Raw genomic sequence first — 23,095 nt, 5'->3', positions numbered from 1 at the left:
ATGCCTTGGGGAAGAAGAAGCGGGATTTACGGCCGGCCGCCGGAACGGATCAGCGCCAGCACTTCGTGGCAGGCGCCCATGGTGTGGTAATCGGTCTTGCCGGCCGGACTCTTGTCGTCGTCGTATTTGCGGTTGTCGCGGGTGAGGATGCGGTACCACGCACCGTAGCGGTGATCGACGAAATGCTGCCACGCATATGCCCACAGCTTCCCGTACCAATCGTCATACACGGCCAGGCTGGTGCGTGCATGCAGCAGCGCAGCAGCGGCCAGCGATTCGGCCTGCACCCAGAAATACTTGTCGTCGTCGCAGACGCTGCCGTCCGGTGCGAAGCCGTAACAGATGCCGTCGTGTTCGTTGTCCCATGCGCGTGTCAGCGCGGTGTCGAACAGGTGCATCGCGGTCGGCAGCAGCCAGTTTTCCTCGCGACCGCGTTCGAGCAGCAGCGGCTCCATGATCAGCAGCAGCTTGGCCCATTCGGTCTGATGGCCGGGCTGGAAACCCCACGGACGGAACAGGTGTTTCGGATCGTCGCGGTGGTAATCCCAGTCAATGTTCCACTCGCGGTCGTAGTGCTCCCACACCAGTCCGCCGGCTTTGGCGGCCTGGCGACGGGTCATGTGATCGGCGAGCGTGAGTGCGCGTTCCAGATAACGCGGCTCGTCGCTGGCCTGATAAGCCGCCAGCATCGCCTCGCACATGTGCATGTTCGCGTTCTGGCCGCGGTAGCCGCTGAAGTGCCAGTCGGCATCGGCCTCGTCGCGGTATAGCCCGGCGTCGGCATCCCAGAAACGCTGCTCCAGCAGGTTCCAGGTTTCGTCCATCCACAGCGCGGCTTCGCTGATGCCGGCCTTGTATGCCGTGGAGTAGGCGAGCAGCACGAAGGCGACGCCGTAGGCATGGTTGGTGCGGTCTTCCGGTTGCTCGTCGCGGATCGTCCAGGCGTAGCCGCCGCTGTACGGATCGCGATGCGCCTCGCGCAGATAGCGCAGGCCGTGTCGCGCGGCATCGATGTATTCACGATGGAGCGCCGCATCGTTGCCGAACTCGATCGCTGCCAGCGCATAGTTGACGACGAAGCGCGTGCTGCTGACCAAGTGTCGATGGCTGCGATCGTAGATCGTGCCGTCGTCCTTGAAGTAGTGGAAGAAGCCACCGGCCGGATCGATCGCGTGCGGGTGATAGAACGCCATCGTCTGTGCGATGTGTTCGCGCAGGAAGGTGGCGGAGCGGAAGTCGGGCGTGGTGGGTACGGCGCTCATACTTGTTGCTCCATGAAGGCCAGCACTTCGTCGCCGCTGGGCATCGCGGCGAACGAACCCTGACGGGTCACGGTGAGCGCGCCGCAGGCCGCGGCGAAGCGCAGCATCGCGTGCAGGCGCGGCAGCTCGGTGACCAGTTGATCAATCCGCTCCGGAGTCGCTTCAAGCTCGGCCAGGCAGCACAGCAGGCCGCCGACAAAGGCATCGCCGGCGGCGGTGGTATCGATCGCCTTGACCGGATAGCACGGCAATTCACCTTCGGCGTCGGGATGGAACCAGCGCAGCGGTTGCGCGCCGTCGGTCACCACGACCAGGCGCGTGCGGCCCTGCCACAGGCGGTCGAGCGCGGCCTGTTCGCCATCCAGCGCGAGCCACGCGAATTCCTCGGCGGACAACTTCACCACGTCGGCCAGATGCAGCGCCGGCCACAGCAGCGGGCGCGGATCGGCAGCGGCCGGCCACAATGCCGGACGCAGGTTGACGTCGAAGCTGACCAATGCGCCGACGCCATGCGCGCGCTGCATGCCTTCGCGCGTGGTCGCCGCCAGGGCCGGATCGGTCATGCTGTTGGAGCAGACATGGAATACCGCGATATCGCGGAACGTATCCATGCGGAAGTCGGATGGTTGGAACAGCAGGTCGGCCGATGGCCCGCGATAGAAACTGAAGCTGCGTTCGCCATGTGCATCCAGCGTGACAAAGGCGAGTGCCGTGTTCGCAGCCTCGGTGCGCATGACGTCATCGGTGCCGACGCCGGCATGCTGCAGGCTGTCGAGCAGGAAATCACCGAAGCGGTCTTTCCCAAGCATGCCTGCGAAGCGGGCCTTGCCACCGAGCCGGGCGGTCGCCACGGCCACGTTCGCCGGCGCGCCACCGGCGAACGGTACGAAGCTGGCGGCAAAGCCGCGATCGTCGCTGCCGTTCGCATGCAGGTCGATCAGCGCCTCGCCGAAGCACAGGATGGGTCGCGTGGTCATGTCGGCTGATTCCCATCGAGTTCGTCGCTGCGAATTCTTGAGCCGCTGAGGCCGTAGAACACGATGTACAGATAGCAAAGCAGCGGCAGGAAGAACGCGTGCTGCAGGCCGATGTGATCGGCGAACAGACCTTGCAGGGGCGGAATGATCGCGCCACCCACGATGGCCATGATCAGCAGGCTGGAGGCCTTGCTGGTCATCGGCCCGAGGCGTTCGATGCCGAGCGCGAAGATGGTCGGGAACATGATCGAGTTGAACAAGCCGATCGCGATGATGCTGTACATCGCCACGTTGCCGCTGCTCAACATGGTGGTCAGCACCAGCATGGCGTTGATCGCGGCGAACAGCGCGAGCAATCGGCGCGGTGAGAACTTCGCCATCAATGCCGAACCGATGAAGCGCCCGATCATCGCGCCGCCCCAGTACCAGGACACGTACTTCGCCGCCTGCTGCTCGCTCATGTGGCCGATGTCGGGCATCGACAGGTAATTGACCATGAAGCTGCCGATCGACACCTCGGCGCCGACGTAGAAGAAGATGCCGAGCACGCCGAACAGCACGTGCGGATGACGCAGCACTTCGGCGTAGCCGTGTCTGGCGTGGTCGTCCTTGTCGGTGGCTTCGGTCAGTGCCGGCAGGCGGAACAGCCACACGAAGATCGCCAGCAGGAACAGCACCACGGCCAGTCCGATATACGGTCCCTGCACGGCCTGCGCCTGCTGGGTCTGGTAGACCAGTTGCTCGGCCGGTGCCAGCGTGGCCAGTTCGGTCGGGCTCTTCACCACGTTGGAGAGGATCAGCAGGCCGCCGAACCACGGTGCCAGAAAGGTGCCGAACGAATTCAGCGCTTGCGCCAAAGTCAGCCGGCTGGAGCTGGTGCGCTCCGGGCCGAGCAGCGCCACGTAGGGATTGGCGGCCACCTGCAGCACGGTGATGCCGGTCGCCAGCACAAACAGTGCACCGAGGAACGCTGGATAAAGATGGAGGCCGGCGGCGGGCCAGAAGCCGAGCGCACCCAGCCCGGCGATCGCAAGGCCGGCGACGATGCCCTTCTTGTAGCCCAGCGTGGCGACCAGTCGGCCGGCTGGCAGAGCCATCAGGAAGTACGCACCGAAAAAGGTGAACTGCACCAGCATCACCTGCGCGTAGCTGAGCTGGAAGATCGACTTCAGGTGCGGGATCAGGATGTCGTTGAGACAGGTGAGGAAGCCCCACATGAAGAAGATCGTGGTGAGCACGCCCATCGCCATCGGGTAATCGGTGTAGCGCTCACCGGATCGGGCGGCGTCGGGCGTCGGTGTCGGATGAGTGACGAAGGCCATGCGGATTCCCCGGGGTGAGTTCAGGCGGTAGGTGGTGGACAGCTGCTTTCGCGTACGACCAGTTGCACGGGTGCAATGGTCTGGTGGCTTGCGGCTTGTGGTTGCTGCAGTCGCTGCATGACCAGCTGCGCCGCCTGCCGGCCACGCTCATGCGGCGCGGTCGACAAGGTGGTCAGTGACGGCATGCCCAAGGCGGCCTCGGCGATGTCGTCGAAGCCGGTCAGTGCAAAATCCTGGCCCGGGCGCAATCCACGCTGACGGAGACCGAGCATAAGGCCCAGCGCCACGGCGTCGTTGTAGCAGACCGCCGCGGTCGGCACGTAGGTGGCGTCGAACAGTGCGCTGGTGCGATGGGCGGCATCGAGGCGCGTCGGCGCGCATTCGATGCGCCAGTCCGGTTCGGTGCGCAGTCTGGCCGTATGCATCGCTTCGACATAACCGGCATGACGTTGCCGGCACGAACTGGAATCGTGATGGCCGCCGAAGAACGCGATGCGCCGGTGGCCGCGGGCGATCAGGTGCTCGGTCGCCAGTCGCGCGCCATGCTGGTTGTCCAGCATCAGCTGATCCCAGTGCGCGAATTCGGGCAGGGTGCCACCCAGTTCGCGGTTGAACAGCAGCAGCGGTGCGCGCCGGCCGACCACGGCCAGCACGTCGTGCGCGTTGCTGTGTTCGGCCGGCGACAGGATGATGCCGCCAGGGCCGTGTTCGAGCAGCGAACCCAGTACTGCCTGCTCGCGGCTGGCCGATTCGCCGGTGCAACCGAGTAGGGTGACGAAGCCGGCGGCGCCCAATGCCTCATCCACGCCGGCGGCGAATTCGGCGAAGAACGGATTGGCAAGGTCGTTCAGAATCAGGGCGATGCTGGACGAGCTGCGCCGGCGCAGATTGGCCGCGGCGCGGTTGTAGACATAGCCTTGCCGGCGCAGTTCGTCCTCGACCCGCGCGCGGGTGCGCTTGTTGACCAGCGGGCTGCCGCGCAGCACCAACGACACGGTGGCGCGCGACACGTCGCAGCCGGCGGCGATGTCGTTCAAGGTCACCTTGCGGCCAATGGGAGCGTGGCTCGACATGCAGTTTTGCCCGATTAGAACGATCCAAATGTAACTTATCGACGCAGTTGCACACGTCGCGGCGCAGCATGCCTTGTCCGGCAGCGGGTGTTAGCGTGCCGCTCTGGATCGTTTCAAAGGCGGAGTTGACGATGATTGTCCGGTTGCGTGGTGTGCTTCCCAGTCTGCTCGGCGCCGCGCTTGGCATCGCCGCCATGATGCCTGCGGTAGCGTGGGGTACCGATCAGGCGCGCGGCCATGCCGCAGAGGTGGATCCGCGCATCGGTACCGGCGGCGACGGACATACGTTTCCGGGTGCCACAGTGCCGTTCGGGATGATCCAGCTGTCGCCGGATACCGCGATGCCGGATTTCAAGCATGCCTACAAGTGGGCCGCGGGCTATCAGTACGGCGATCCCACCATCATGGGGTTCTCGCACACGCACTTCTCCGGCTCGGGCCATTCGGATCTGGGCGACGTGCTGGTGATGCCGATCACGGGCGATGTGAAACTGGAGCCTGGTGATGCGAGCAAGCCCGGCAGCGGCTACCGCTCGCGCTTCAGTCACGACAGTGAAGTGGTGCAGGCCGGTTATTACGCGGTGACGTTGAGCGATTACGGGGTGCGCGCGGAGTTGACCGCCGGGCGTCGGATCGGCTGGCATCGCTACACGTTCCCGGCGAACAAGCCGGCGCATGTCCTGCTCGATCTGCGCCCCAGCATCTACGACTACCCCGGCAAGGTGCTGTGGGCGAACCTGCGCGTCCACCCGGACGGCACGGTCACCGGCTGTCGCACCACCCGTGGCTGGGCGCCGGGGCGTGAGCTGTGTTTCGCGCTGCGCTTCTCGCAGCCGATGACCTCGCGCGAGCTGTACAACCGTGAGGCGGACGTCGTCTACAAGGGTTTCGCCGGGCCGGGCAATCAGCCGGAAGATCAGCAAGCGCAGAACGGTCGCGCGCTGGTCGGCGTGTTCGACTTCGGCGCGCTGAAGCAGCCGCTGGAAGTGAAAGTGGCGATTTCCCCAGTGAACGAGGCGAACGCCATCGCCAACCTCGATCAGGACGGCGCCGGCTGGGACTTCGATGCCCGTCGCACCGAAGCGACGGCTGCCTGGAACAAGGCGCTGTCGGTGATCGACGTGGCGGGTACTTCGACACAGCGCACCGGCTTCTATACCTCGCTATACCACGCGATGCTGGCGCCGACACTGAGCATGGACGTCAACGGCGACTACCGTGGGCCGGATCATCAGGTGCACCGCGCTGACGGTTTCGAGTTCTATTCCAGCTGGTCGATGTGGGATGTCTATCGCGCCGAGGAGCCGCTGATGGTGCTGCTGCGGCCGGATCTCAGTACGCAGTTCATCCACTCGTTGATCGCCGCGCAGCAGGCCAGCCCGTTCGGCATCCTGCCGGTGTGGGCGTACCAGGGGTTGGAGACGTGGTGCATGATCGGCTATCACGCGGTGCCGGTGATCGCCGATGCCTATATCAAGGGCGTGCGCGGTTTCGATGCGGACAAGGCGCTTGCGGCGATGGTGGCCAGTGCCACGTATGGGCCATATGGCGACCTCGCCGATTACATGAAGCTCGGCTACGTGCCGATCGACAAGGAGGTGGAGGCGGCCTCGAAGACGCTGGAATACGCCTACGACGACTGGTCGCTGGCGCAGATGGCGAAGGCGATGGGCAAGACCGCGATCGCGACCACGTTCGACCAGCGTGCCGGCAGCTGGCGCAACGCCTGGGATCCGAAAACCGGCTTCATGCGCGCGAAGTTGAGCAACGGCCAGTTCCGCGAGCCGTTCGATCCGGCCTTCGCCGGCTACGGCAGCGACTACACCGAAGGCAACGCCTGGCAGTACTCCTGGTATGTGCCGCAGGATGCGGCCGGGCTGATCAGCGCGATGGGCGGCGATGCGAGGTTCGTCAGCAAGCTCGACCAGGTGTTCGATGCCAAGGTCGATCCGGCGCAGTTCAAAAACGTCGAGGACATCACCGGTCTGATCGGCTGGTACGCGCACGGCAACGAGCCGAGCCATCACATCGCCTACCTGTACGACTACGCCGGTGCGCCGTGGAAGACGCAGCAGCGGCTGAAGCAGATCATGGACAGCCAGTACGCCACGCGGCCGGATGGACTGGCTGGCAATGACGATCTTGGCCAGATGTCGGCGTGGTACGTATTCACCGCGCTCGGTTTCTATCCGGTGACACCGGCCAGCGACGAGTACGCGATCGGTCGGCCGTTTGTACCGCATGCGGCAATCCATCTAAGCAATGGTCATACGTTCACGGTCAGCGCGGCACCGCTGGATGACGCGCATCCCTACGTCGGCGCGGTGACGCTCAACGGCAAGCCGCTGGATCGCGTCTACCTGCATCACGCTGAAATCCTGGCCGGCGGCGAGCTGCATTTCAGCATGCAGGCCGAGCCGAACAAGGACTGGGGCAAGGGCGATGCGGCGCGGGCCGCCGCGATGAGTCGATACGGCGAATGAGCCGCGCCGGCAGCTTCACGGACGCCTTGCGGAAACATGCCAGAATCCCCGAAGTCTTTTCCACATCGGGTTGGCCGATGCTGCAAGCCATATGAAAGTGAAGGGAATCATGCGCTGGCGTACCGCTGGCCTGCTGCTCGCGATGCTGGTCATCGTGGCGCTGCCCTATGTGGTCACGCTCAACAGCTCGCGTGATACGCAGCAGGCCGCCACCTGGGTGATCCATTCCAACGAGGTGAAATCGGTCACCTATCGGATCGCCTATCTGATGCGGGACAGCGAGTCGGCGGGCTATCGGCTGCTGACGGGTGATGGCAATGAGCTGACCCGCAAACGTGCTCTGCTGGCCAGCCAGCAAGTGCCGGGGCTGGTACGGCAGCTGCACGAAATGACGCTGGACAACCCGGATCAACAGACCGCGATCGGTGCGCTGGAAAGCGGTGCGAATGGCCGCATCACCTTGATGAACCAGGCACTGGCGCGTCTGCAGCAGGGCGATTCGGCGGGCGCGCGACAATCACTGCGCGATGCTGGCGATCTGTTTCCGATCAACAGCGAGATCACCGACATCGTGCACAACGAGGACGTCCTGCTGCAGGGGCGTCAAGCGGATGCCGGGAAGCAGGCCATCAATGGCCGCATGGTGCTCAGCATCACCGCACTGGCGCAGTTGCTGCTGCTGGCGATCATCGTGGTGGCGTCCGAACGGCAGATCAGCCGGCGGCTGGTGGCGGAGAGCCGCGAGGGGCGCGCGGTGCAGCGCTCGCAGCTGATTTTTCAGGCCGTGCGCGAACCGATCGCGTTGTTCGACAAGGACCTGAACAGCCTGTTGGTGAACACCGCCTTCCGTGAACTCTATGGGATGGATCCGAGCCGGAATGCACAGTCGCTGGCCGTGATCGGCGACGGCGCATGGAACGACAATGTCTTGCTGCAACGGCTGCACGACGTGCTGTTGCGCGATCGTGAATTGTGGGACCACGACGTGATCCAGCGTACCGCCGACGGTGTCGATCGCCATGTGGTGGTCAATGCCCGTCGCCTGCAGCAGCAGGATACCGATGCGCCGGCGCTGCTGCTGACGGTGAGCGATGTCACCACGCGCGCACTGGCCGAGCAGAAGGTGAACGAGCTCAATCGCCAGCTCGAAGGCAAGGTGGCCCAGATCTCCGACGTCAACCGCGAGCTGGAGGCGTTCAGCTATTCGGTGTCGCACGATCTGCGCGCGCCGTTGCGCCACATCTCCGGTTTCGCGCGCAAGCTGGAACAGCATCTGGGCGACCGCGTCGACGACAAGGTCGCGCACTACATCGAGGTCATTGCCGGTTCGGCCCAGCGCATGGCCCAGTTGATCGACGACCTGCTGGTGTTCTCGCGACTCGGCCGTGGCGCATTGCGGCTGCAGGCGATCGACATGCAGTCGGTGGTCGACGAGGCCTGTTCACTGGCCGAATCGGGCGTGCAGGATCGGCGTATCGTGTGGAAAGTCGCGCCATTGCCGATGGTGATCGGCGACGAAAACATGCTGCGAACGGTATGGCAGAATTTGCTCGGCAACGCGGTCAAGTACACCAGTCACTGCGAGGTGGCACAGATTGAAGTGAGCGTGCAGCAGGGGCGACGTGGCGACTACGAATTCACCGTGGCCGACAATGGCGCCGGCTTCGACATGCAATATGCGGACAAGCTGTTCGGTGTGTTCCAGCGTCTGCACCGCGCCTCGGAGTTTCCGGGCAACGGTATCGGGCTGGCGAATGTGCGACGGATCGTGGCGCGTCACGGTGGACGTGTCTGGGCCGAGGCCGAACCGGGGCAGGGTGCCCGCTTCCATTTTTCACTGCCAGCCACCGATGCGGCTGGCGCACATACATAACGAGAGTCGAGCATGAACAAGAAGGATCTGCGCACCATCCTGCTGGTTGAAGACAGCATGGCCGATGCCGAGATGGCGCTGGACGCGCTGGGCGAGGCGCACTTGGCCAACCCGGTGGTGCATGTGGAAGACGGCGTGGAATGCCTGGACTATCTTTATGCGCGGGGTGCGTGGGCATCGCGTGAGCCGGGCGATCCGGCAGTGGTGTTGCTGGACATCAAGATGCCGCGCATGAACGGGCTGGACGTGCTGACCCAGATGCGCGGCGATGAGCGGTTGCGGCGGATTCCGGTGGTGATCCTGTCTTCATCGCGCGAGGAAAGCGATCTGGCGCGCAGCTGGGATCTGGGTGCCAATGCGTATGTGATCAAGCCGGTCGACGTGGACCAGTTTTTCGAGGCGGTGCGCACGCTGGGGCAGTTCTGGGCGGTGCTGAACCAGGCACCCGAAAAGGATTGATCGAGCGGCGGAACGAAAGGGGATGCGGCTGCATGGTGCAGCTCGCGACCGGCGTACAGACGCCGTAAAAGCTAAAAGGTAGTCGCAGGAATCAACATGCCAAACCGGCAGCTACGGGCCATGCCGACCATTCGCGTGCTGCAGGTCGAGGACAGTGAGCTCGATGCCGAGCTGGTGCTGGCCGAACTCGATGCCGACAACATCGGCTATGAGGTGCGGCTGGTCGACGACGAGGCGCGCTTTGTCGCTGCGCTGGGCGAGTTCAAGCCGCACATCGTGTTATCCGATCTCAGCATGCCCGGCTTTTCCGGGCAGCATGCACTTGAGCTGTTGCGCAAACGCGACGAGGACCTGCCGTTCATCTTCGTCTCCGCCACCTTGGGCGAAGAAGCGGCGATCGAGGCGTTGCGCAACGGCGCCACCGATTACATCCTCAAGCAGAATCCGGCCCGGCTGGCCAGCGCGGTGCGCCGTGCCTTGAGCGAAGCCGAGGCGCGCCGGGCCAGTCGCCGGGCCGAATCGGAGCTGATCCGCGCCCAGCGTTTCGAGAGCCTGGCGATGCTTGCCGGCGGCCTCAGTCACGACCTGCGCAACCTGCTGCAGCCGCTGCTGCTGGCCGGCGACAGCCTGCAGGATTACCAGCACGATCCACGCTTGGCGCGGTTGGGAAAACTGGTGCGCGACTGCGGCAAGCGCGGCCTGGACATGGTGCAGTCGATGCTGTCGTTCGCGCGCGGCGCGCGGCGCGCGGAGCAGGTGCGGCTGGGTGCGCTGTTCAGTGCGTTCGACCTGCTGATGCAAGGCAGTGTGCCGCGCACGGTATCGATGGAACTGGTCATCGACGACCCCGAGTTGTCCTTCGAGGGCAACCACACCGAACTGCAGCAATGCCTGCTCAACCTGTGCCTGAATGCGATCCAGGCCATGCCCGATGGCGGCAATCTGCGTATCGAGACGGCGCAGACCCAGCTGGTGGCGGATTTCTTCCTGCCGGAAGAGCAGTCGCGCGTGTGCCATTACCTGCAAATCAGCGTGATCGACAACGGTCCCGGCATGGAGCAGCACGTGCTGGAGCATCTGTTCGAGCCGTTCTTCACCACCAAGGAAGCCGGCACCGGACTGGGCCTGCTGTCGTGCAAACGCATCGTCAGCAGCCACGGCGGCGTGATGCGGGTGGACAGCGCGCCGGGTCGCGGCACCCGTTTCGACCTGTATATCCCGCTGGAGGAACTGGCGGCAGACAGCGAGCAACAGGACGATCGCGACAGCCTGGAGGGCGCCGCCGAGCGTGTGCTGGTGGTGGTGGAAGAAGCCGGTCAGCTGTCCCTGCTGGCCGATACGCTCGATGCCTACGGCTATCAGGCGCATGCCAGCCAGAGCGGTACCGCCGCGTTGCAATGGATCGAAGCCGGCGGCCTGCCCGACCTGGTCGTGCTGGATGCGGACATGAACCTGTTCACCGGCGTGCGCACGCTGGCTGCGCTGATCGAGCAGGGCTACAGCAGTGCGGTGATCCTGCTGGCGCGCCCCGGCGCCACGCCGGATCTGCACGAGCTGCCGCCGCTGGAGCATCTCTACGTAATCGACAAACCGGTCACCACCCAGACATTGCTGCGCACACTGCGCAAGGCATTGCGTGCCGCCGACAGCGGCGGCTAGTCTGATCGTTTCGTGTCACGTGCAGAATGGTCACTCAGGGGGTGTCCTTGCTGACGTATTACTTTGACCTGGCGCTGCGCAGTTGCCGGCGCAGCAAGGCGCTGACCGCGCTCGTGGTGTTGCTGATGGGCTGCGGTGTCGCCACCTGCATGGTCACCTTCGCGGTGTTTCGTGCCACTGCAGCTGATCCGATTCCGTGGAAATCGAATCAGCTGTTCGTGCCGCAGATCGACAGCTTCGGGCCGGCGCATAACTATAAAGGCGAGCCGCCGGGCATGCTCAGCTATACCGACGCCGTGGCGTTGTCGCATGCGCGCCAGGCGCGGCGGCAGGTGTTGATCTACGCCAGCAAGTGGACGGTGTTGCCGGGTGACGCGCAACACTTGCCGTCTTCGCAGGAGGGCGATGCAGTCAGCCATGACTTCTTCGCGATGTTCGACGCGCCGTTCCGCTACGGCGGTGGCTGGTCGGCCGGCGATGACGATCAACGCGCAGCGGTGGTGGTGATCAGCAGCACGCTCAACCAGCAGCTGTTCGGCGGCGCCGACAGCGTAGGCCGCGAGATCAATCTGGACACGCACGCCTATCGCATCGTGGGCGTGCTGGACGACTGGAATCCCAGCCCGCGCTACTTCGATGTGGCTAGTGCGTGGTATCCCTTCAGTCATCCGCGCCAGTTGTATCTCCCGTTCAGTCGCGCCATCGACCTGCAGAAAGCGGCCGCCGGCAATTTTTACTGCAGCACGAATACCGTCGATCCCGACCTGCCGAACTGGGACAGCGTGTTGCGCAGCAATTGCGCATGGATCGCCGCGTGGGTGGAGTTGCCCACGCGCGCCGACGTGGCGCGCTACCGCGACTGGCTGCACAACTATGCGGCCGAGCAGCAACGTCTCGGTCGTTTTGCGTGGCCACCGAACGTGCGCCTGTCCGATGTCGGGCAGTGGCTGCAGCTGATGAACGTGGTGCCGAAGGCCTCGGCGTTGTCGATGATTGTCTCGCTGAGCTTCCTGCTGATCTGCCTCGTCAACGTGGTGGGCCTGATGCTGGCGCGCTTCATGCGTCGCGCGCCGGAGATCGGCGTGCGTCGCGCGCTGGGCGCATCGCGTGGCTCGATCTATCTTCAGTTTCTGACGGAAGCTGCGGCAATCGGCTTGGCCGGCGGCGTGCTGGGATTGTTGCTGACGGCGCTGGGCATGGCCGGCATCGGCCACGTATTCGCGCCGGAAATCGCTCGGCTGGCGATGTTGAACGCATCGCTGTTGTTGCTGACCGTGGCGCTTGCGGTGGCGACCACCTTGATCGCCGCGCTGTATCCCACCTGGCGTGCCGCCCAGGTGCAGCCAGCGTGGCAGCTGAAGTCGAACGGGTGAACACGACCATGCAGATCCGCCCGATCCTCGCCGCGCTGCGCCGGCACAAGATGGCCACGCTGCTCATCGTGCTGCAGATCGCGCTGACCCTGGCCGTGGTCAGCAATGCGCTGTTCATCGTAAAGACGCGGGTGGTGCATCTGTCGCGCCCGAGCGGCACCGATGAGGCGCATCTGTTCGTGATCAACAACCAGTGGATTGGCCAGTCGGACACGCCGCATATCGATGCGCAGATGCGCACCGACCTGGCGACCTTGCGCAGCCTGCCGGGCGTGCGCGACGCGTTTGCCAGCCAGGCCTATCCGCTGGAAGAAGGCGGCGGCGGGTTGGTGCGTATCAAGCATCGGGTCGAGCGGACGACGAAGGCGCAACTGGGGCTTTCCTACTTTGCCGACGAGCACGCGATCGACACGTTCGGCACCGCGCTGGTGGCCGGCCGCAATTTCCGCGCCGACGAGATCGGCAGTCTCGGCCCGTACGACAAGGTGGTGCCGGTGGTGATCATCATCACCCGCGACCTGGCCAACAAGCTTTTCCCCGACGGTGCGGCGGTGGGCCAGCGCGTCTATCTCAACGACGCCAGTCCGAGCACGATCATCGGCGTGGTCGATCGGCTGCAAGGCAGTTACGCGGGCAGCAGCACGCGTTCGATCGATGAGGACACCGTGCTGGTGCCGGCGCGTTACGCCAGTACCGGCGACGGGGCAGCTTTTGCCGGCGGTGTGGTCTATCTGGTGCGTACGCAACCGGGGCAACTGGAGGCGGTACTGCGCTCGGCGCCGGCTGCCTTGGTCGCGCAAAACCGCATGCGCCTGATCAGCCCGGAGAATGGGGTGGTCACGCTGGCGCAGGCACGCACGAAGGCCTACGCCACCGATCGCGGCGTGGCGATCATGATGGGCGCGGTGTGTGTGTTGCTGCTACTGGCGACAGCGGGCGGCATCGTTGGACTGAGCAGCTTCTGGGTCAGTCAGCGGCGTCGATCGATCGGCGTACGGCGTGCACTGGGCGCGACGCGTGGCGACATCCTGCGCTATTTCCAGACTGAGAACGCCCTGATCGTCGGCATCGGCGTGGTGCTGGGCGTGGCACTCGGCATCGCCGCGAATCTGTCGTTGATGACGCACTACGAATTGCCGCGGATGCCGCTGTGGGTACTCGGCGTCGGCGCGCTGTTGCTGTGGCTGCTTGGCCAGCTGGCCGTGTTCGGTCCGGCGCGCCGCGCCGCCGCGGTGCCGCCGGTGGAGGCGACGCGTTCGGTTTGAGCGCATGATCTGGTTGGCGCGAACATCCGGTTCTAGCCGAGTGCTTTTGCTCCTCCCCCTGGCAAAGCTAGGGGGAGGTTGGGAGGGGGTGGCTTTTGATCTTCCATCAAGATCAAGAGCTACCCCTCCCCAACCCTCCCCTGCAAGCAGGGGAGGGAGTAAAGCCGGTGCCTCAGTCGATGCCGAGCTTCTTCAGCTTGTAGCGCAAGGCGCGGAAAGTGATGCCGAGTTTGCGGGCGGCGGCGGTCTTGTTGTAACGCGATTCTTCCAGCGCCTTGACGATGGCAGTGCGTTCGAGGTTGCTGATGTAGTCGTCGAGGCCGCCGTTGGCGCTGGCCGCAGCCGGCGCAGCCGATGCTTCATGACTCGCCGCGGCGACCGGCTGCGCGTCGTGGCTGACGCGTGCACCGCGTTGCGGCAGCATCAGGTCGGACGCGTCGATGATGGCGCCGTCGCACATCGCCATCGCGCGTTCGAGGATGTTTTCCAGTTCACGCACATTGCCGGGGAAGTCGTACGCATCCAGCGCATCCCGTGCGGCCGGCGACAGCTGGCCGACACTCTCGCCGCTCTTGCCGGCCAGCGCCTTGAGGATGAAGGCGGACAGCAACGGCACGTCGCCGCGGCGTTCGCGCAGCGGCGGCACGCGCAGCTCGATCACGTTGATGCGATAGAACAGATCCTGGCGGAACTGGCCTTGCTCGACCAGATGGCCGAGGTTCTTGTGGGTGGCGGACAGGATGCGCACGTCCACCGGAATTTCGTCGCGACCGCCGATCGGGCGCACCGCTTTTTCCTGGATCGCGCGCAGCAGTTTCACCTGCATGTGCAGCGGCAGTTCGGCGACTTCGTCGAGGAACAGCGTGCCGCTCTGCGCGGCCTGGAACAGGCCTTCCTTGTCGGTGCTGGCGCCGGTGAAGCTGCCCTTGCGATGGCCGAAGAACTCGCTTTCCATCAGCTCGGACGGAATCGCGCCACAGTTGACCGGCACGAACGGCCCGCTGGCGCGCGGACCCTGTTCATGGATCAGCCGGGCCACCAGCTCCTTGCCCACGCCCGATTCGCCGGCGATATAGACCGGTGCCTGGTTGCGCGCCAGCTTGCCGATGGTGGCACGAACCTGCTGCATCGCCGCCGAGTCACCGATCAGTCGCTCGCTGGAGTCGCCCGCCTTTGCCGCGCCGCCGCCGCTGCGTTTCTCTTCGGCCAGCCGCAGAGCAGTGCGCACCAGTCCGCGCAACATCTGGATGTCGACCGGCTTGGAGACGAAGTCGAAGGCACCGGCTTTCAGTGCGTTCACGGCGGCATCGACGTTGCCATAAGCGGTGATCATCGCGACCGGCATGTCAGGATGATTCGCAGCGATCAGCTCGATCACCTCCTGGCCATTGCCATCGGGCAAGCGCATGTCAGTGAAGCACAGGTCGTAGCTGCGTTCGGCCAGTGCGCGACGCGCCTCGGTCACGGTGCCGACGGCGTCGACCTGCAGATCCATCCGGCCCAGCGTGATGGTCAACAGCTCGCGAATGTCACGTTCATCGTCGATGACCAGAACGGTCTGTACAGTCATGAGAGGTCTTTGATCCGCGATTGATTCAGTCGAAGGTTACTAGGGCAGACCAAAAGGTCAACGCGTAGCGTTCTGGGTGGTTTCAGCAGTGTCGGCGGGACTGCGCGCCGGTGGCGTCAACACCAGCCGGAAACAGCTGCCGCCGCCGGCCACGCGCACGTATTCCAGCGCCGCCTGATTGGCGTCGCTCATCTGCCGGGCCAGGTACAGGCCGAGGCCAGTGCCGTATTCGTGGGTGGTATAGAACGGCTCGAAGATCTGCGCGGCCACCTTCGGCGCGATGCCGGGGCCGCGGTCGATCACCTCCAGGATCGGCACGCCGTGTTCGCCCTGCCTGGTCACCACCATCACCCGCGCCGGCTCGCCGGGCAGGCGACCATAGCGCAGCGCGTTCTGCACCAGGTTCCATACCACCTGCTGCAACTGCTGCGGATCGGCAACCGCCGCCACCGGCGTGCCGCTGCTGGCGATCACCCGCAGCGAATCGGCGCCGAGGTCGTTGCCCTGGCTGTATTCCTCGACAAAACCCTGTGCCCAGTGGCCGAGATCCAGCGTTTCCGGCCGCGAGCGTTCGCGCCGCGACAGCTGCAGGATGTTCTCGATGATCTCGTTGAGCCGGATGCAGTGGTTGTTGATGATCTCGACCATGCGCTGGTCGGTGGCGTCCATGCTGGTCGACTCGGCCAGCAGCTGCGCCGAGTAGCGGATCGCCGCCAGCGGGTTGCGGATCTCGTGCGCGATCGAGGCAGACAGTCGGCCCAGCGAGGTCAGCGTGAGTTCCTCCGCGCGGCGCGATAGCAGCGAGGTGTCGTCGAGGAAGATCAGCACGTGCGAATCGTCGTTCGGCGCCAGTCGGGTGAAGCGCGGCACCACTTCGGGCACGCCATCGGCGAGTTGGGTGGCAGTCTCGTCCAGCTTGCCGGAGGTCATCCAGTGATACAGCCGACGCGACAGTTCCGGTGCCAGCTGGCCCAGGTCGCGCTGGTCGGCACCCGGATTGCCCATCAGCATCCACGCCGATTCGTTGATCTGGTGGATGCGGTTGGCGTCGTCGACCAGCAGCACGCCGGTCTTCATGCGGCGAATGATCAGCTCGTTGATCTGCGACAGGTTGGCCAGGTCGGTGCTGCGCTGTTCGGCCAGCGCTTCGGTGGCGCGCAACTGCCGACCCAGCACGTGACATAGCGTGGTGCTGGCGAAATAGGCCAGTCCAAACAACGCCGCTTCCAGCAGGTCGCCGCCGGAATTGTTTCCCGATGATCTGAAAAAGGTATGCCCGAGCATGCCCAGCGTGGCCACGGCGGCGAAGAAGCTGGACAGCCGCCACGGCAGGATCAGCGCACCGGCACTGAGGTTCACCGCCAGCATCATCGCGATACCGATGCGCGCATCGTGCATGGCGGCAATCGCCAGCACGGCGGCGGCGATATCCACCATCAGGGTCGTTGCCACCGCTGTCCGGGCGTAAGGCATGCTGCGCCGGTTCAGCAGCAGCGCCACCAGCGCGAAGATCAGGTACAGCGTGGTGACGGTACGGGCAAAGCCGGGTGCGGCCAGTTGCGGCCAGCCCATGCCGGACGGGCCGAACGCCAGTCCGGCATACACCAAGGCCTGCACCAGCCGGAACACATTGAGGAACGACAGCTCGTGACGAATCGTTGCCGGGCTTGTGGACGAGGCATTGAACGGTGGTGCGCTGGACACGTGAGTGGGCACTCCTGGCGGTTCCGGCCGAGTATAGACGGGCTGATCGGCGCTGTGCCGGTGCGCCAAAGCGCATGAAACCGGCCTCCGCGGGGGTCAAAACAGGCCGCCCTTTCCATTGACGCCCGCTTCCGCGAAAATGAGCGGCCGTATTGCGCGGTTTCTGCCACTTCGTGTGGCAGGCGCTCTTGCCTCCCGGCAGCGCGTCACTCCGCCGTCCGACCTTCCTGACCCACGCTGCTGTACATGCGTGCGGCCGCCATCGTTTTTCCGTTCGCTCGAGGTATCGAATGAATTTCCACGAATACCAGGCCAAAGAACTGTTCGCGCAGTACGGCATCGCCGTGCCGCCGGGCAAGATCGCCAATTCCGCCGACGCTGCCGTCGACGCCGCCAAGGCGCTGGGTGGCACCCAGTGGATGGTCAAGGCGCAAATCCATGCCGGTGGCCGCGGCAAGTCCGGCGGCGTCAAGTTCTGCCGCAGCTTCGATGACGTGCGTGCCGCCGCCAAGGGCATGCTCGGCACCAACATGGAAACCTACCAGTCAGCCGGCCGCGCGCTGCCGGTGAACCTGGTGCTGGTGACCGACGCGACCAACATCGCCAAGGAGCTGTACCTGTCGATCCTGGTCGACCGTGACAGCAAGTCGGTGTCGTTCATCGCCTCCAAGCACGGCGGCGTGGACATCGAGCAGGTCGCCAAGGAAACACCCGAAGACATTCACACCATCGTGATCGACTTCGTCGAAGGGCTGCAGCCGTACCAGTGTCGCCAGCTCGGTTTCGCGATGGATCTCAACGGCAAGCAGGTCAACCAGCTGACCAAGATCATGCTTGGCCTGTACAAGCTGTTCAACGAGCAGGACTTGGCCCTGGTTGAGCTGAACCCGCTGGCCATCCTCGAGGACGGCAACCTTGCCGCGCTCGACGGCAAGGTCAACTCCGACGACAACGCCGAGTTCCGTCATCCGAACCTGGCCGCGATGCGCGACCTGACCCAGGAAGACGCTGCCGAAGCGGCCGCGCTGCTGAACAACCTCAACTACGTGACGATGGACGGCACCATCGGTTGCATGGTCAACGGTGCCGGTCTGGCGATGGCCACGATGGACGTGATCAAGCTGGCAGGCGGCGAGCCGGCCAACTTCCTCGACGTCGGTGGCGGCGCCACCAAGGAGCGCGTGACCGAGGCGTTCAAGCTGATCCTGTCCTCGGACAAGGTGCGCTGCATCCTGGTCAACATCTTCGGCGGCATCGTGCGCTGCGACCTGATCGCCGAGGGCATCATCGCCGCGGTCAAGGAAGTAGGCCTGAAGATCCCGGTGGTGGTGCGCCTGCAGGGCACCAATGTCGATCAGGGCCGCGAGCTGCTGGCCAATTCCGGCCTGGCGATCACGCCGGCCGATGATCTCAACGACGCGGCGCAGAAAGCCGTGGCTGCGGCCCAGGGCTGAGGAGCAAACGAATGAGCGTTCTCGTCAACAAGAACACCAAGGTGATCGTGCAGGGCTTCACCGGCCAGCAGGGCACCTTCCATGCACAGCAGTGCCTCGACTACGGTACGAAAGTGGTCGGCGGCGTGACCCCGGGCAAGGGCGGTTCCGAGCATATCGGCCTGCCGGTCTTCAACTCGGTCGATGAAGCCGTACTCGAAACCGGCGCCGATGCGTCGGTGATCTTCGTGCCGCCTCCGTTCGCGGCCGACTCGATCCTCGAAGCGATTGATGCCGGCATCAAGGTCATCGTGGCGATCACCGAAGGCATCCCGGTGCTGGACATGCTGCGCGTGAAGAACGTACTGCAGCAGCATCCGGAAATCGTGCTGATCGGGCCGAACTGCCCCGGCATCATCACCCCGGGCGAATGCAAGATCGGCATCATGCCGGGCCACATCCACATGCCGGGCAAGGTCGGCATCGTGTCGCGCTCCGGCACGCTGACCTATGAAGCCGTGTTCCAGACCACCAACGAAGGCCTGGGCCAGTCCACCTGCATCGGTATCGGTGGCGATCCGATCAATGGACTGAACTTCATCGACTGCCTGAAGCTGTTCCAGGACGACCCGCAGACCGAAGGCATCATCATGGTCGGCGAGATCGGCGGCAGCGCCGAGGAAGACGCGGCCGAGTTCATCGGCGAGTACGTCAAGAAGCCGGTGGTCTCGTTCATCGCCGGCGCCTCGGCCCCGGCCGGCAAGCGCATGGGCCATGCCGGTGCGATCATCTCCGGCGGCAAGGGCACCGCGGCGGCGAAGTTCGCTGCGCTGGAGAAGGCGGGCGTCACCACGGTGAAGTCACCGGCTGACCTCGGCAAGACCCTCGCAGGTCTGATGAAGAAGTAAGTCGGCACTGACTGCTCTAAAATGCGAAGGCCGCGATTCGTCGCGGCCTTCGTCATTTCAGGAGTACGTGCATGGCAAGGCTGCGTCTGGCACTGGCCCAGTTCGATTTCGCGGTGGGTGCGGTGGCGGCGAATGCCGCGAAGGTGGGTGACCTGATCGCACAGGCCCGTACCGGTGGTGCCGACCTGGTGGTGTTTCCCGAGCTGACCCTGAGCGGTTATCCACCGGAAGATCTGCTGTTGCGGCCGAGTTTCCTCGCCGCCTGCGAAAGTGAACTCCATGCGCTGGCGCAGGCCACCAACGGCGTCGCCGCGCTGGTCGGCCATCCGCACAGCGAGGGCGAAGTGTTCAACGCGGCCAGTCTGTTGCGCGAAGGGCGCATCGAAGTGACCGCGCACAAGCAGGCGTTGCCGAATTATGGCGTGTTCGATGACAAACGCTATTTCCGCCCCGGTCACGAGACGGCCACCGTGATGATCGACGGCGTGCGTGTCGGCCTGTTGGTCTGTGAGGATATCTGGCAACCGGAGCCGGCAGCGCAGGCAGCGGCGGCCGGTGCGGAGCTGCTGCTGGTGATCAATGCCTCGCCGTGGGACAACGCCAAGCAGGTCGAGCGTGAAGCGGTGCTGGGTGCCCGTGCGCGCGAAACCGGCTGCGCCATCGTTTATCTCAACCTGGTCGGCGGTCAGGACGAGGTGGTCTACGATGGCGCCTCGCTGCTGGTGAACGGCGACGGCTCGATCGCCGCCCGCGCACCGGCCTTTGTCGATGCGTTGCTGTGGGCCGAGTTCGATCCGGTCACGCGCAGCTTGTCGGGGGAGAACTGGCCGGTTGCCGCCGATGATTCGATCGAGGCGACGTTGTATGCCGCGCTGGTGCGTGGCACCCGCGACTACATCGACAAGAACGGTTTCGGCGGCGTGCTGCTCGGCCTGTCCGGCGGCATCGATTCGGCGCTGACGCTGGCGCTGGCGGTCGATGCGCTGGGTGCGGAGCGGGTCACCGCGGTGATGATGCCCACCCGCTATACCTCGCAACTGTCGCTGGATGGCGCACGTGCGCAGGCGGAAAAGCTCGGCGTGGATTACCACGTGATCGACATCGAGGCGACTTATCAATCGTTCGTCGACGCGCTGACCCCCGCATTCGCCGGCAAGGGCGCCGATACCACCGAGGAGAACCTGCAGTCGCGCACCCGTGGCGTGATGCTGATGGCGCTGAGCAACAAGCACGGCCGGCTGCTGCTGGCGACCGGCAACAAGAGCGAGATGGCGGTGGGCTACGCCACCTTGTACGGCGACATGTGCGGCGCCTATGCGCCGCTGAAGGACGTCTACAAGACCGTGGTGTACAAGCTGTCGCGCTGGCGCAATGCACAGGCCGCGAAGGCCGGCGAGGGCGAGATGATTCCCGCCGCGGTGATCGAGCGGCCGCCCTCGGCCGAACTGCGCGACAACCAGACCGACCAGGATTCGCTGCCGCCGTATGACGAGCTGGACGCGATCCTGGAGCGCTTCATCGAGCGCGAGCAGTCGCAGGCGGAGATCGTGGCGCAGGGCTTTCATGCCGATACCGTGCGACGGGTGGTGCGGCTGGTCCTGCTCAACGAATTCAAACGTCGACAGTCGGCACCAGGCCCGCGTGTGACCACCCGCGCGTTCGGTCGTGAAAGGCGTTATCCCATCACTTCCGGTTGGCGTTGACCGGCATGAAAAAAGCCGGCGATCACTCGCCGGCTTTTTCTTTCAAACGTCCCGATCGATCAATGGTGGCCCGAGAACGGCACCATCTTGCGCAGAGTGGACGGCGCATGCGGCCACTTGGCGTCGGTCAGGTAGGGATGGTTCGGATAATTCAGTGCCAGTACCTGACGGGTCTGGTCGGCCAGGGTCTTCTGATCCAGCGCCAGATAGCTGCGGGTGAGGATGGCTAGCGCGTCGCCGGCCTGCGGCGCTTCCTGGTAATGCTCGACCACGTATTGCGAGCGATCGGCCGCCGCAATGTAGGCCTTGTTGCGCAGATAGAACTCGGCCACGTTGATTTCGTACTGCGCCAGCACGTTGCGCAGGTAGATCATGCGCTGGCGCGCATCGGCGGTGTAGGCGCTGTCCGGGAAGCGGCGCGACAGCTCGGAAAAGTCGTCGAACGCCTGCAGGTTGTAGCCCTGGTCGCGACGTGCCTGTGATCCTTCCCGGTTGATATAGCGCTCGATCACGCCGCTGGTGCGATCAAAATTGATCAGACCGCGCAGGTAGTAGGCATAATCAACATGTTTGTGGGTCGGATAGGTCTTGATGAAGCGGTTCACGGTCGACAACGCATCATCCGGCTGGTTGTCCTTGTACTGCGAGTAGGCCAGATCGAGCTGGGCCTGTTCGTTGTACTCGCCCGACGGGAAGCGCGCGATCAGGCGCTGGTAGGCCTTGGTGGCAGCGGCATAGTCGGCATTCTGCAGAGAGGCATGCGCATTGTCGTAAAGCGCTTCCAGCGGCATGTTGTCGATGGTGTCGTGCTTCGATTTGAACATCGAGCAGGCGCTCATGGAAACCACCAGCGCGAGCACCGCGAGCACTTTCAGGGCAGGCAATTTGAACATCGGCAACTTGGACAAGCCCATTGATAGGCGCATAGGAATGAATTCAGTATGTTTGAACGAAAAGGCATGATAGCCGAAACCGGCCACAGCCCGCGGAGCGCGGCATGACCACGATCCGGCATGAGGCAGAGGTACCGCTGGCCGCAGCAGGACGCAGGTTCGACCAGGCTTTGGCCGAGATGTTCCCGGATTATTCGCGTTCGCGGCTCAGCGGCTGGATCAAGTCCGGCGCGGTGACCCTGGACGGGGTGCAGGCGCCGCCGCGGCAGCTGCTGCGTGGCGGCGAGCAGGTGCGGCTGCAGGTCGAGCTGGAAAACGAGGTGACCAGTGCGCCGGAAGACATCGCACTGGACATCGTGCATGAGGATGAGCACCTGCTGGTGCTGAACAAGCCGGCCGGCCTAGTGGTGCATCCCGGTGCTGGCAATCCGGCCGGCACCCTGCTCAACGCCTTGCTGCATCACGATCCGAAGCTGGCCGAGCTGCCGCGCGCCGGCATCGTGCACCGGCTGGACAAGGACACCTCCGGTCTGATGGTGGTGGCGAGGACCCTGCCGACCTACACCGCGCTGGTCGACCTGCTATCGCGGCACGAGGTGGAACGCCAGTACGAGGCGGTGGTGCTGGGCACGATGGTGGCCGGTGGCACGGTGGACGAACCGATCGGTCGCAGCATGGGCGATCGCCTGCGTCAGGCGGTGCGCGACGAGGAGGACGGCAAGCGCGCGGTGACCCATTACCGGCTGCGCGAGCGCTTTCGTGCGCACAGCCTGCTGCAGTGCCAGCTGGAAACCGGCCGCACCCATCAGATCCGCGTGCACCTGGCGCATATCAACCATCCGCTGATCGGCGATCCGCTGTACGGCGGTGGCCTGAAGCTGCCCAAGGGTGCCAGCGCGGAGCTGATCGCGATGCTGCGTAGCTTCCGGCGGCAGGCGCTGCATGCGGAGAAGCTGTCGTTCATCCATCCGATCACGGATGAGGCGTTGTCGTTCAGCGCCGAGCGGCCGGCTGACCAATTGGCGCTGATCGAGGCGCTGCGTGCGGATCTGCTCGAGCACGGTTCGGATCACTACTGAGTTGAAGGCAGCGGTGCCCGTCTTTCGACGGGCTTCGTTTAAGCTGGGGGACTTCCGCT

At 64.6% G+C, this 23,095-nt stretch carries 17 protein-coding genes; 10 read left to right on the top strand and 7 right to left on the bottom strand.

Annotated features, from left to right (window positions below):
* Nucleotides 1-26 precede the first annotated feature (26 nt).
* The 4 genes from IE071_RS09910 to IE071_RS09895 all read right to left on the bottom strand — a co-directional run bounded on the left by IE071_RS09910 (nucleotide 27) and on the right by IE071_RS09895 (nucleotide 4,649).
* Complete coding sequence (locus tag IE071_RS09910) at nucleotides 27-1,262, bottom strand: AGE family epimerase/isomerase (protein WP_189441048.1); 1,236 nt, start codon at nucleotides 1,260-1,262, stop codon at nucleotides 27-29.
* Nucleotides 1,259-2,239, bottom strand: a complete 981-nt coding sequence (locus IE071_RS09905; RefSeq protein ID WP_189441047.1) for a carbohydrate kinase family protein — start codon at nucleotides 2,237-2,239, stop codon at nucleotides 1,259-1,261. Before IE071_RS09905 ends, IE071_RS09910 begins: the two co-directional genes overlap by 4 nt.
* A complete protein-coding gene (gene fucP / locus IE071_RS09900; RefSeq protein ID WP_189441772.1) occupies nucleotides 2,236-3,489 on the bottom strand; it encodes an L-fucose:H+ symporter permease in 1,254 nt (417 codons plus the stop codon). The genes IE071_RS09905 and fucP overlap by 4 nt, the downstream gene beginning before the upstream one ends.
* Nucleotides 3,490-3,581: 92 nt before the next feature.
* Nucleotides 3,582-4,649, bottom strand: a complete 1,068-nt coding sequence (locus IE071_RS09895; RefSeq protein WP_425503455.1) for a LacI family DNA-binding transcriptional regulator — start codon at nucleotides 4,647-4,649, stop codon at nucleotides 3,582-3,584.
* Nucleotides 4,650-4,765: 116 nt separating this feature from the next.
* On the opposite strand from IE071_RS09895, the gene IE071_RS09890 reads away from it, so the two are divergent.
* The 6 genes from IE071_RS09890 to IE071_RS09865 all read left to right on the top strand — a co-directional run bounded on the left by IE071_RS09890 (nucleotide 4,766) and on the right by IE071_RS09865 (nucleotide 13,746).
* Nucleotides 4,766-7,117 (top strand): GH92 family glycosyl hydrolase, encoded by a 2,352-nt coding sequence (locus IE071_RS09890; protein WP_189441045.1) that lies wholly within the window; start codon nucleotides 4,766-4,768, stop codon nucleotides 7,115-7,117.
* A 109-nt stretch (nucleotides 7,118-7,226) separates the two neighbouring features.
* Nucleotides 7,227-8,990, top strand: a complete 1,764-nt coding sequence (locus tag IE071_RS09885) for a sensor histidine kinase (RefSeq protein WP_229792851.1) — start codon at nucleotides 7,227-7,229, stop codon at nucleotides 8,988-8,990.
* Between the two features lie 12 nt (nucleotides 8,991-9,002).
* On the top strand, nucleotides 9,003-9,449 hold the full coding sequence (locus IE071_RS09880) for a response regulator (RefSeq protein WP_189441043.1): 447 nt from the start codon (nucleotides 9,003-9,005) through the stop codon (nucleotides 9,447-9,449).
* Nucleotides 9,450-9,569: 120 nt separating this feature from the next.
* The gene (locus tag IE071_RS09875) at nucleotides 9,570-11,108 is read left to right on the top strand and encodes a response regulator (RefSeq protein WP_189441042.1); all 1,539 of its coding nucleotides are present in this window, start codon (nucleotides 9,570-9,572) and stop codon (nucleotides 11,106-11,108) included.
* Nucleotides 11,109-11,155: 47 nt separating this feature from the next.
* Complete coding sequence (locus IE071_RS09870; RefSeq protein WP_189441041.1) at nucleotides 11,156-12,481, top strand: ABC transporter permease; 1,326 nt, start codon at nucleotides 11,156-11,158, stop codon at nucleotides 12,479-12,481.
* Entirely contained in the window at nucleotides 12,478-13,746 is a 1,269-nt protein-coding gene (locus tag IE071_RS09865) for an ABC transporter permease (protein ID WP_189441770.1), read from the top strand. Before IE071_RS09870 ends, IE071_RS09865 begins: the two co-directional genes overlap by 4 nt.
* Nucleotides 13,747-13,918: 172 nt before the next feature.
* Here IE071_RS09865 and IE071_RS09860 read toward each other — a convergent pair whose 3' ends face one another.
* On the bottom strand, nucleotides 13,919-15,316 hold the full coding sequence (locus IE071_RS09860; RefSeq protein WP_189441040.1) for a sigma-54-dependent transcriptional regulator: 1,398 nt from the start codon (nucleotides 15,314-15,316) through the stop codon (nucleotides 13,919-13,921).
* A 57-nt stretch (nucleotides 15,317-15,373) separates the two neighbouring features.
* A complete protein-coding gene (locus IE071_RS09855) occupies nucleotides 15,374-17,020 on the bottom strand; it encodes a sensor histidine kinase (protein WP_189441039.1) in 1,647 nt (548 codons plus the stop codon).
* A 173-nt stretch (nucleotides 17,021-17,193) separates the two neighbouring features.
* On the opposite strand from IE071_RS09855, the gene sucC reads away from it, so the two are divergent.
* From sucC to IE071_RS09840, 3 genes are all read left to right on the top strand, one after another.
* On the top strand, nucleotides 17,194-18,474 hold the full coding sequence (gene sucC, locus IE071_RS09850) for an ADP-forming succinate--CoA ligase subunit beta (RefSeq protein ID WP_268244963.1): 1,281 nt from the start codon (nucleotides 17,194-17,196) through the stop codon (nucleotides 18,472-18,474).
* Nucleotides 18,475-18,485: 11 nt separating this feature from the next.
* The gene (gene sucD / locus IE071_RS09845; protein ID WP_189441037.1) at nucleotides 18,486-19,361 is read left to right on the top strand and encodes a succinate--CoA ligase subunit alpha; all 876 of its coding nucleotides are present in this window, start codon (nucleotides 18,486-18,488) and stop codon (nucleotides 19,359-19,361) included.
* A gap of 71 nt (nucleotides 19,362-19,432) precedes the next feature.
* Complete coding sequence (locus IE071_RS09840) at nucleotides 19,433-21,064, top strand: NAD+ synthase (protein WP_189441036.1); 1,632 nt, start codon at nucleotides 19,433-19,435, stop codon at nucleotides 21,062-21,064.
* Nucleotides 21,065-21,123: 59 nt separating this feature from the next.
* Here IE071_RS09840 and IE071_RS09835 read toward each other — a convergent pair whose 3' ends face one another.
* A complete protein-coding gene (locus IE071_RS09835; RefSeq protein ID WP_189441035.1) occupies nucleotides 21,124-21,957 on the bottom strand; it encodes an outer membrane protein assembly factor BamD in 834 nt (277 codons plus the stop codon).
* A 104-nt stretch (nucleotides 21,958-22,061) separates the two neighbouring features.
* On the opposite strand from IE071_RS09835, the gene rluD reads away from it, so the two are divergent.
* Complete coding sequence (gene rluD / locus IE071_RS09830; RefSeq protein WP_189441034.1) at nucleotides 22,062-23,036, top strand: 23S rRNA pseudouridine(1911/1915/1917) synthase RluD; 975 nt, start codon at nucleotides 22,062-22,064, stop codon at nucleotides 23,034-23,036.
* Nucleotides 23,037-23,095: the final 59 nt, after the last annotated feature.

Source organism: Rhodanobacter panaciterrae, assembly GCF_014651895.1.
GTDB lineage: Bacteria > Pseudomonadota > Gammaproteobacteria > Xanthomonadales > Rhodanobacteraceae > Rhodanobacter > Rhodanobacter panaciterrae.
This window is presented reverse-complemented; position numbering and strand designations above follow the sequence as displayed.

Coding starts and splice junctions, on each gene's coding strand:
- IE071_RS09905 (WP_189441047.1), bottom strand. CDS start 2,239: ATGACCACGCGACCCATCCTGTGCTTCGGCGAGGCGCTGATCGACCTG.
- IE071_RS09840 (WP_189441036.1), top strand. CDS start 19,433: ATGGCAAGGCTGCGTCTGGCACTGGCCCAGTTCGATTTCGCGGTGGGT.
- IE071_RS09875 (WP_189441042.1), top strand. CDS start 9,570: ATGCCGACCATTCGCGTGCTGCAGGTCGAGGACAGTGAGCTCGATGCC.
- IE071_RS09910 (WP_189441048.1), bottom strand. CDS start 1,262: ATGAGCGCCGTACCCACCACGCCCGACTTCCGCTCCGCCACCTTCCTG.
- rluD (WP_189441034.1), top strand. CDS start 22,062: ATGACCACGATCCGGCATGAGGCAGAGGTACCGCTGGCCGCAGCAGGA.
- sucD (WP_189441037.1), top strand. CDS start 18,486: ATGAGCGTTCTCGTCAACAAGAACACCAAGGTGATCGTGCAGGGCTTC.
- IE071_RS09860 (WP_189441040.1), bottom strand. CDS start 15,316: ATGACTGTACAGACCGTTCTGGTCATCGACGATGAACGTGACATTCGC.
- IE071_RS09835 (WP_189441035.1), bottom strand. CDS start 21,957: ATGTTCAAATTGCCTGCCCTGAAAGTGCTCGCGGTGCTCGCGCTGGTG.
- IE071_RS09890 (WP_189441045.1), top strand. CDS start 4,766: ATGATTGTCCGGTTGCGTGGTGTGCTTCCCAGTCTGCTCGGCGCCGCG.
- IE071_RS09880 (WP_189441043.1), top strand. CDS start 9,003: ATGAACAAGAAGGATCTGCGCACCATCCTGCTGGTTGAAGACAGCATG.
- fucP (WP_189441772.1), bottom strand. CDS start 3,489: ATGGCGATGGGCGTGCTCACCACGATCTTCTTCATGTGGGGCTTCCTC.
- IE071_RS09885 (WP_229792851.1), top strand. CDS start 7,227: ATGCGCTGGCGTACCGCTGGCCTGCTGCTCGCGATGCTGGTCATCGTG.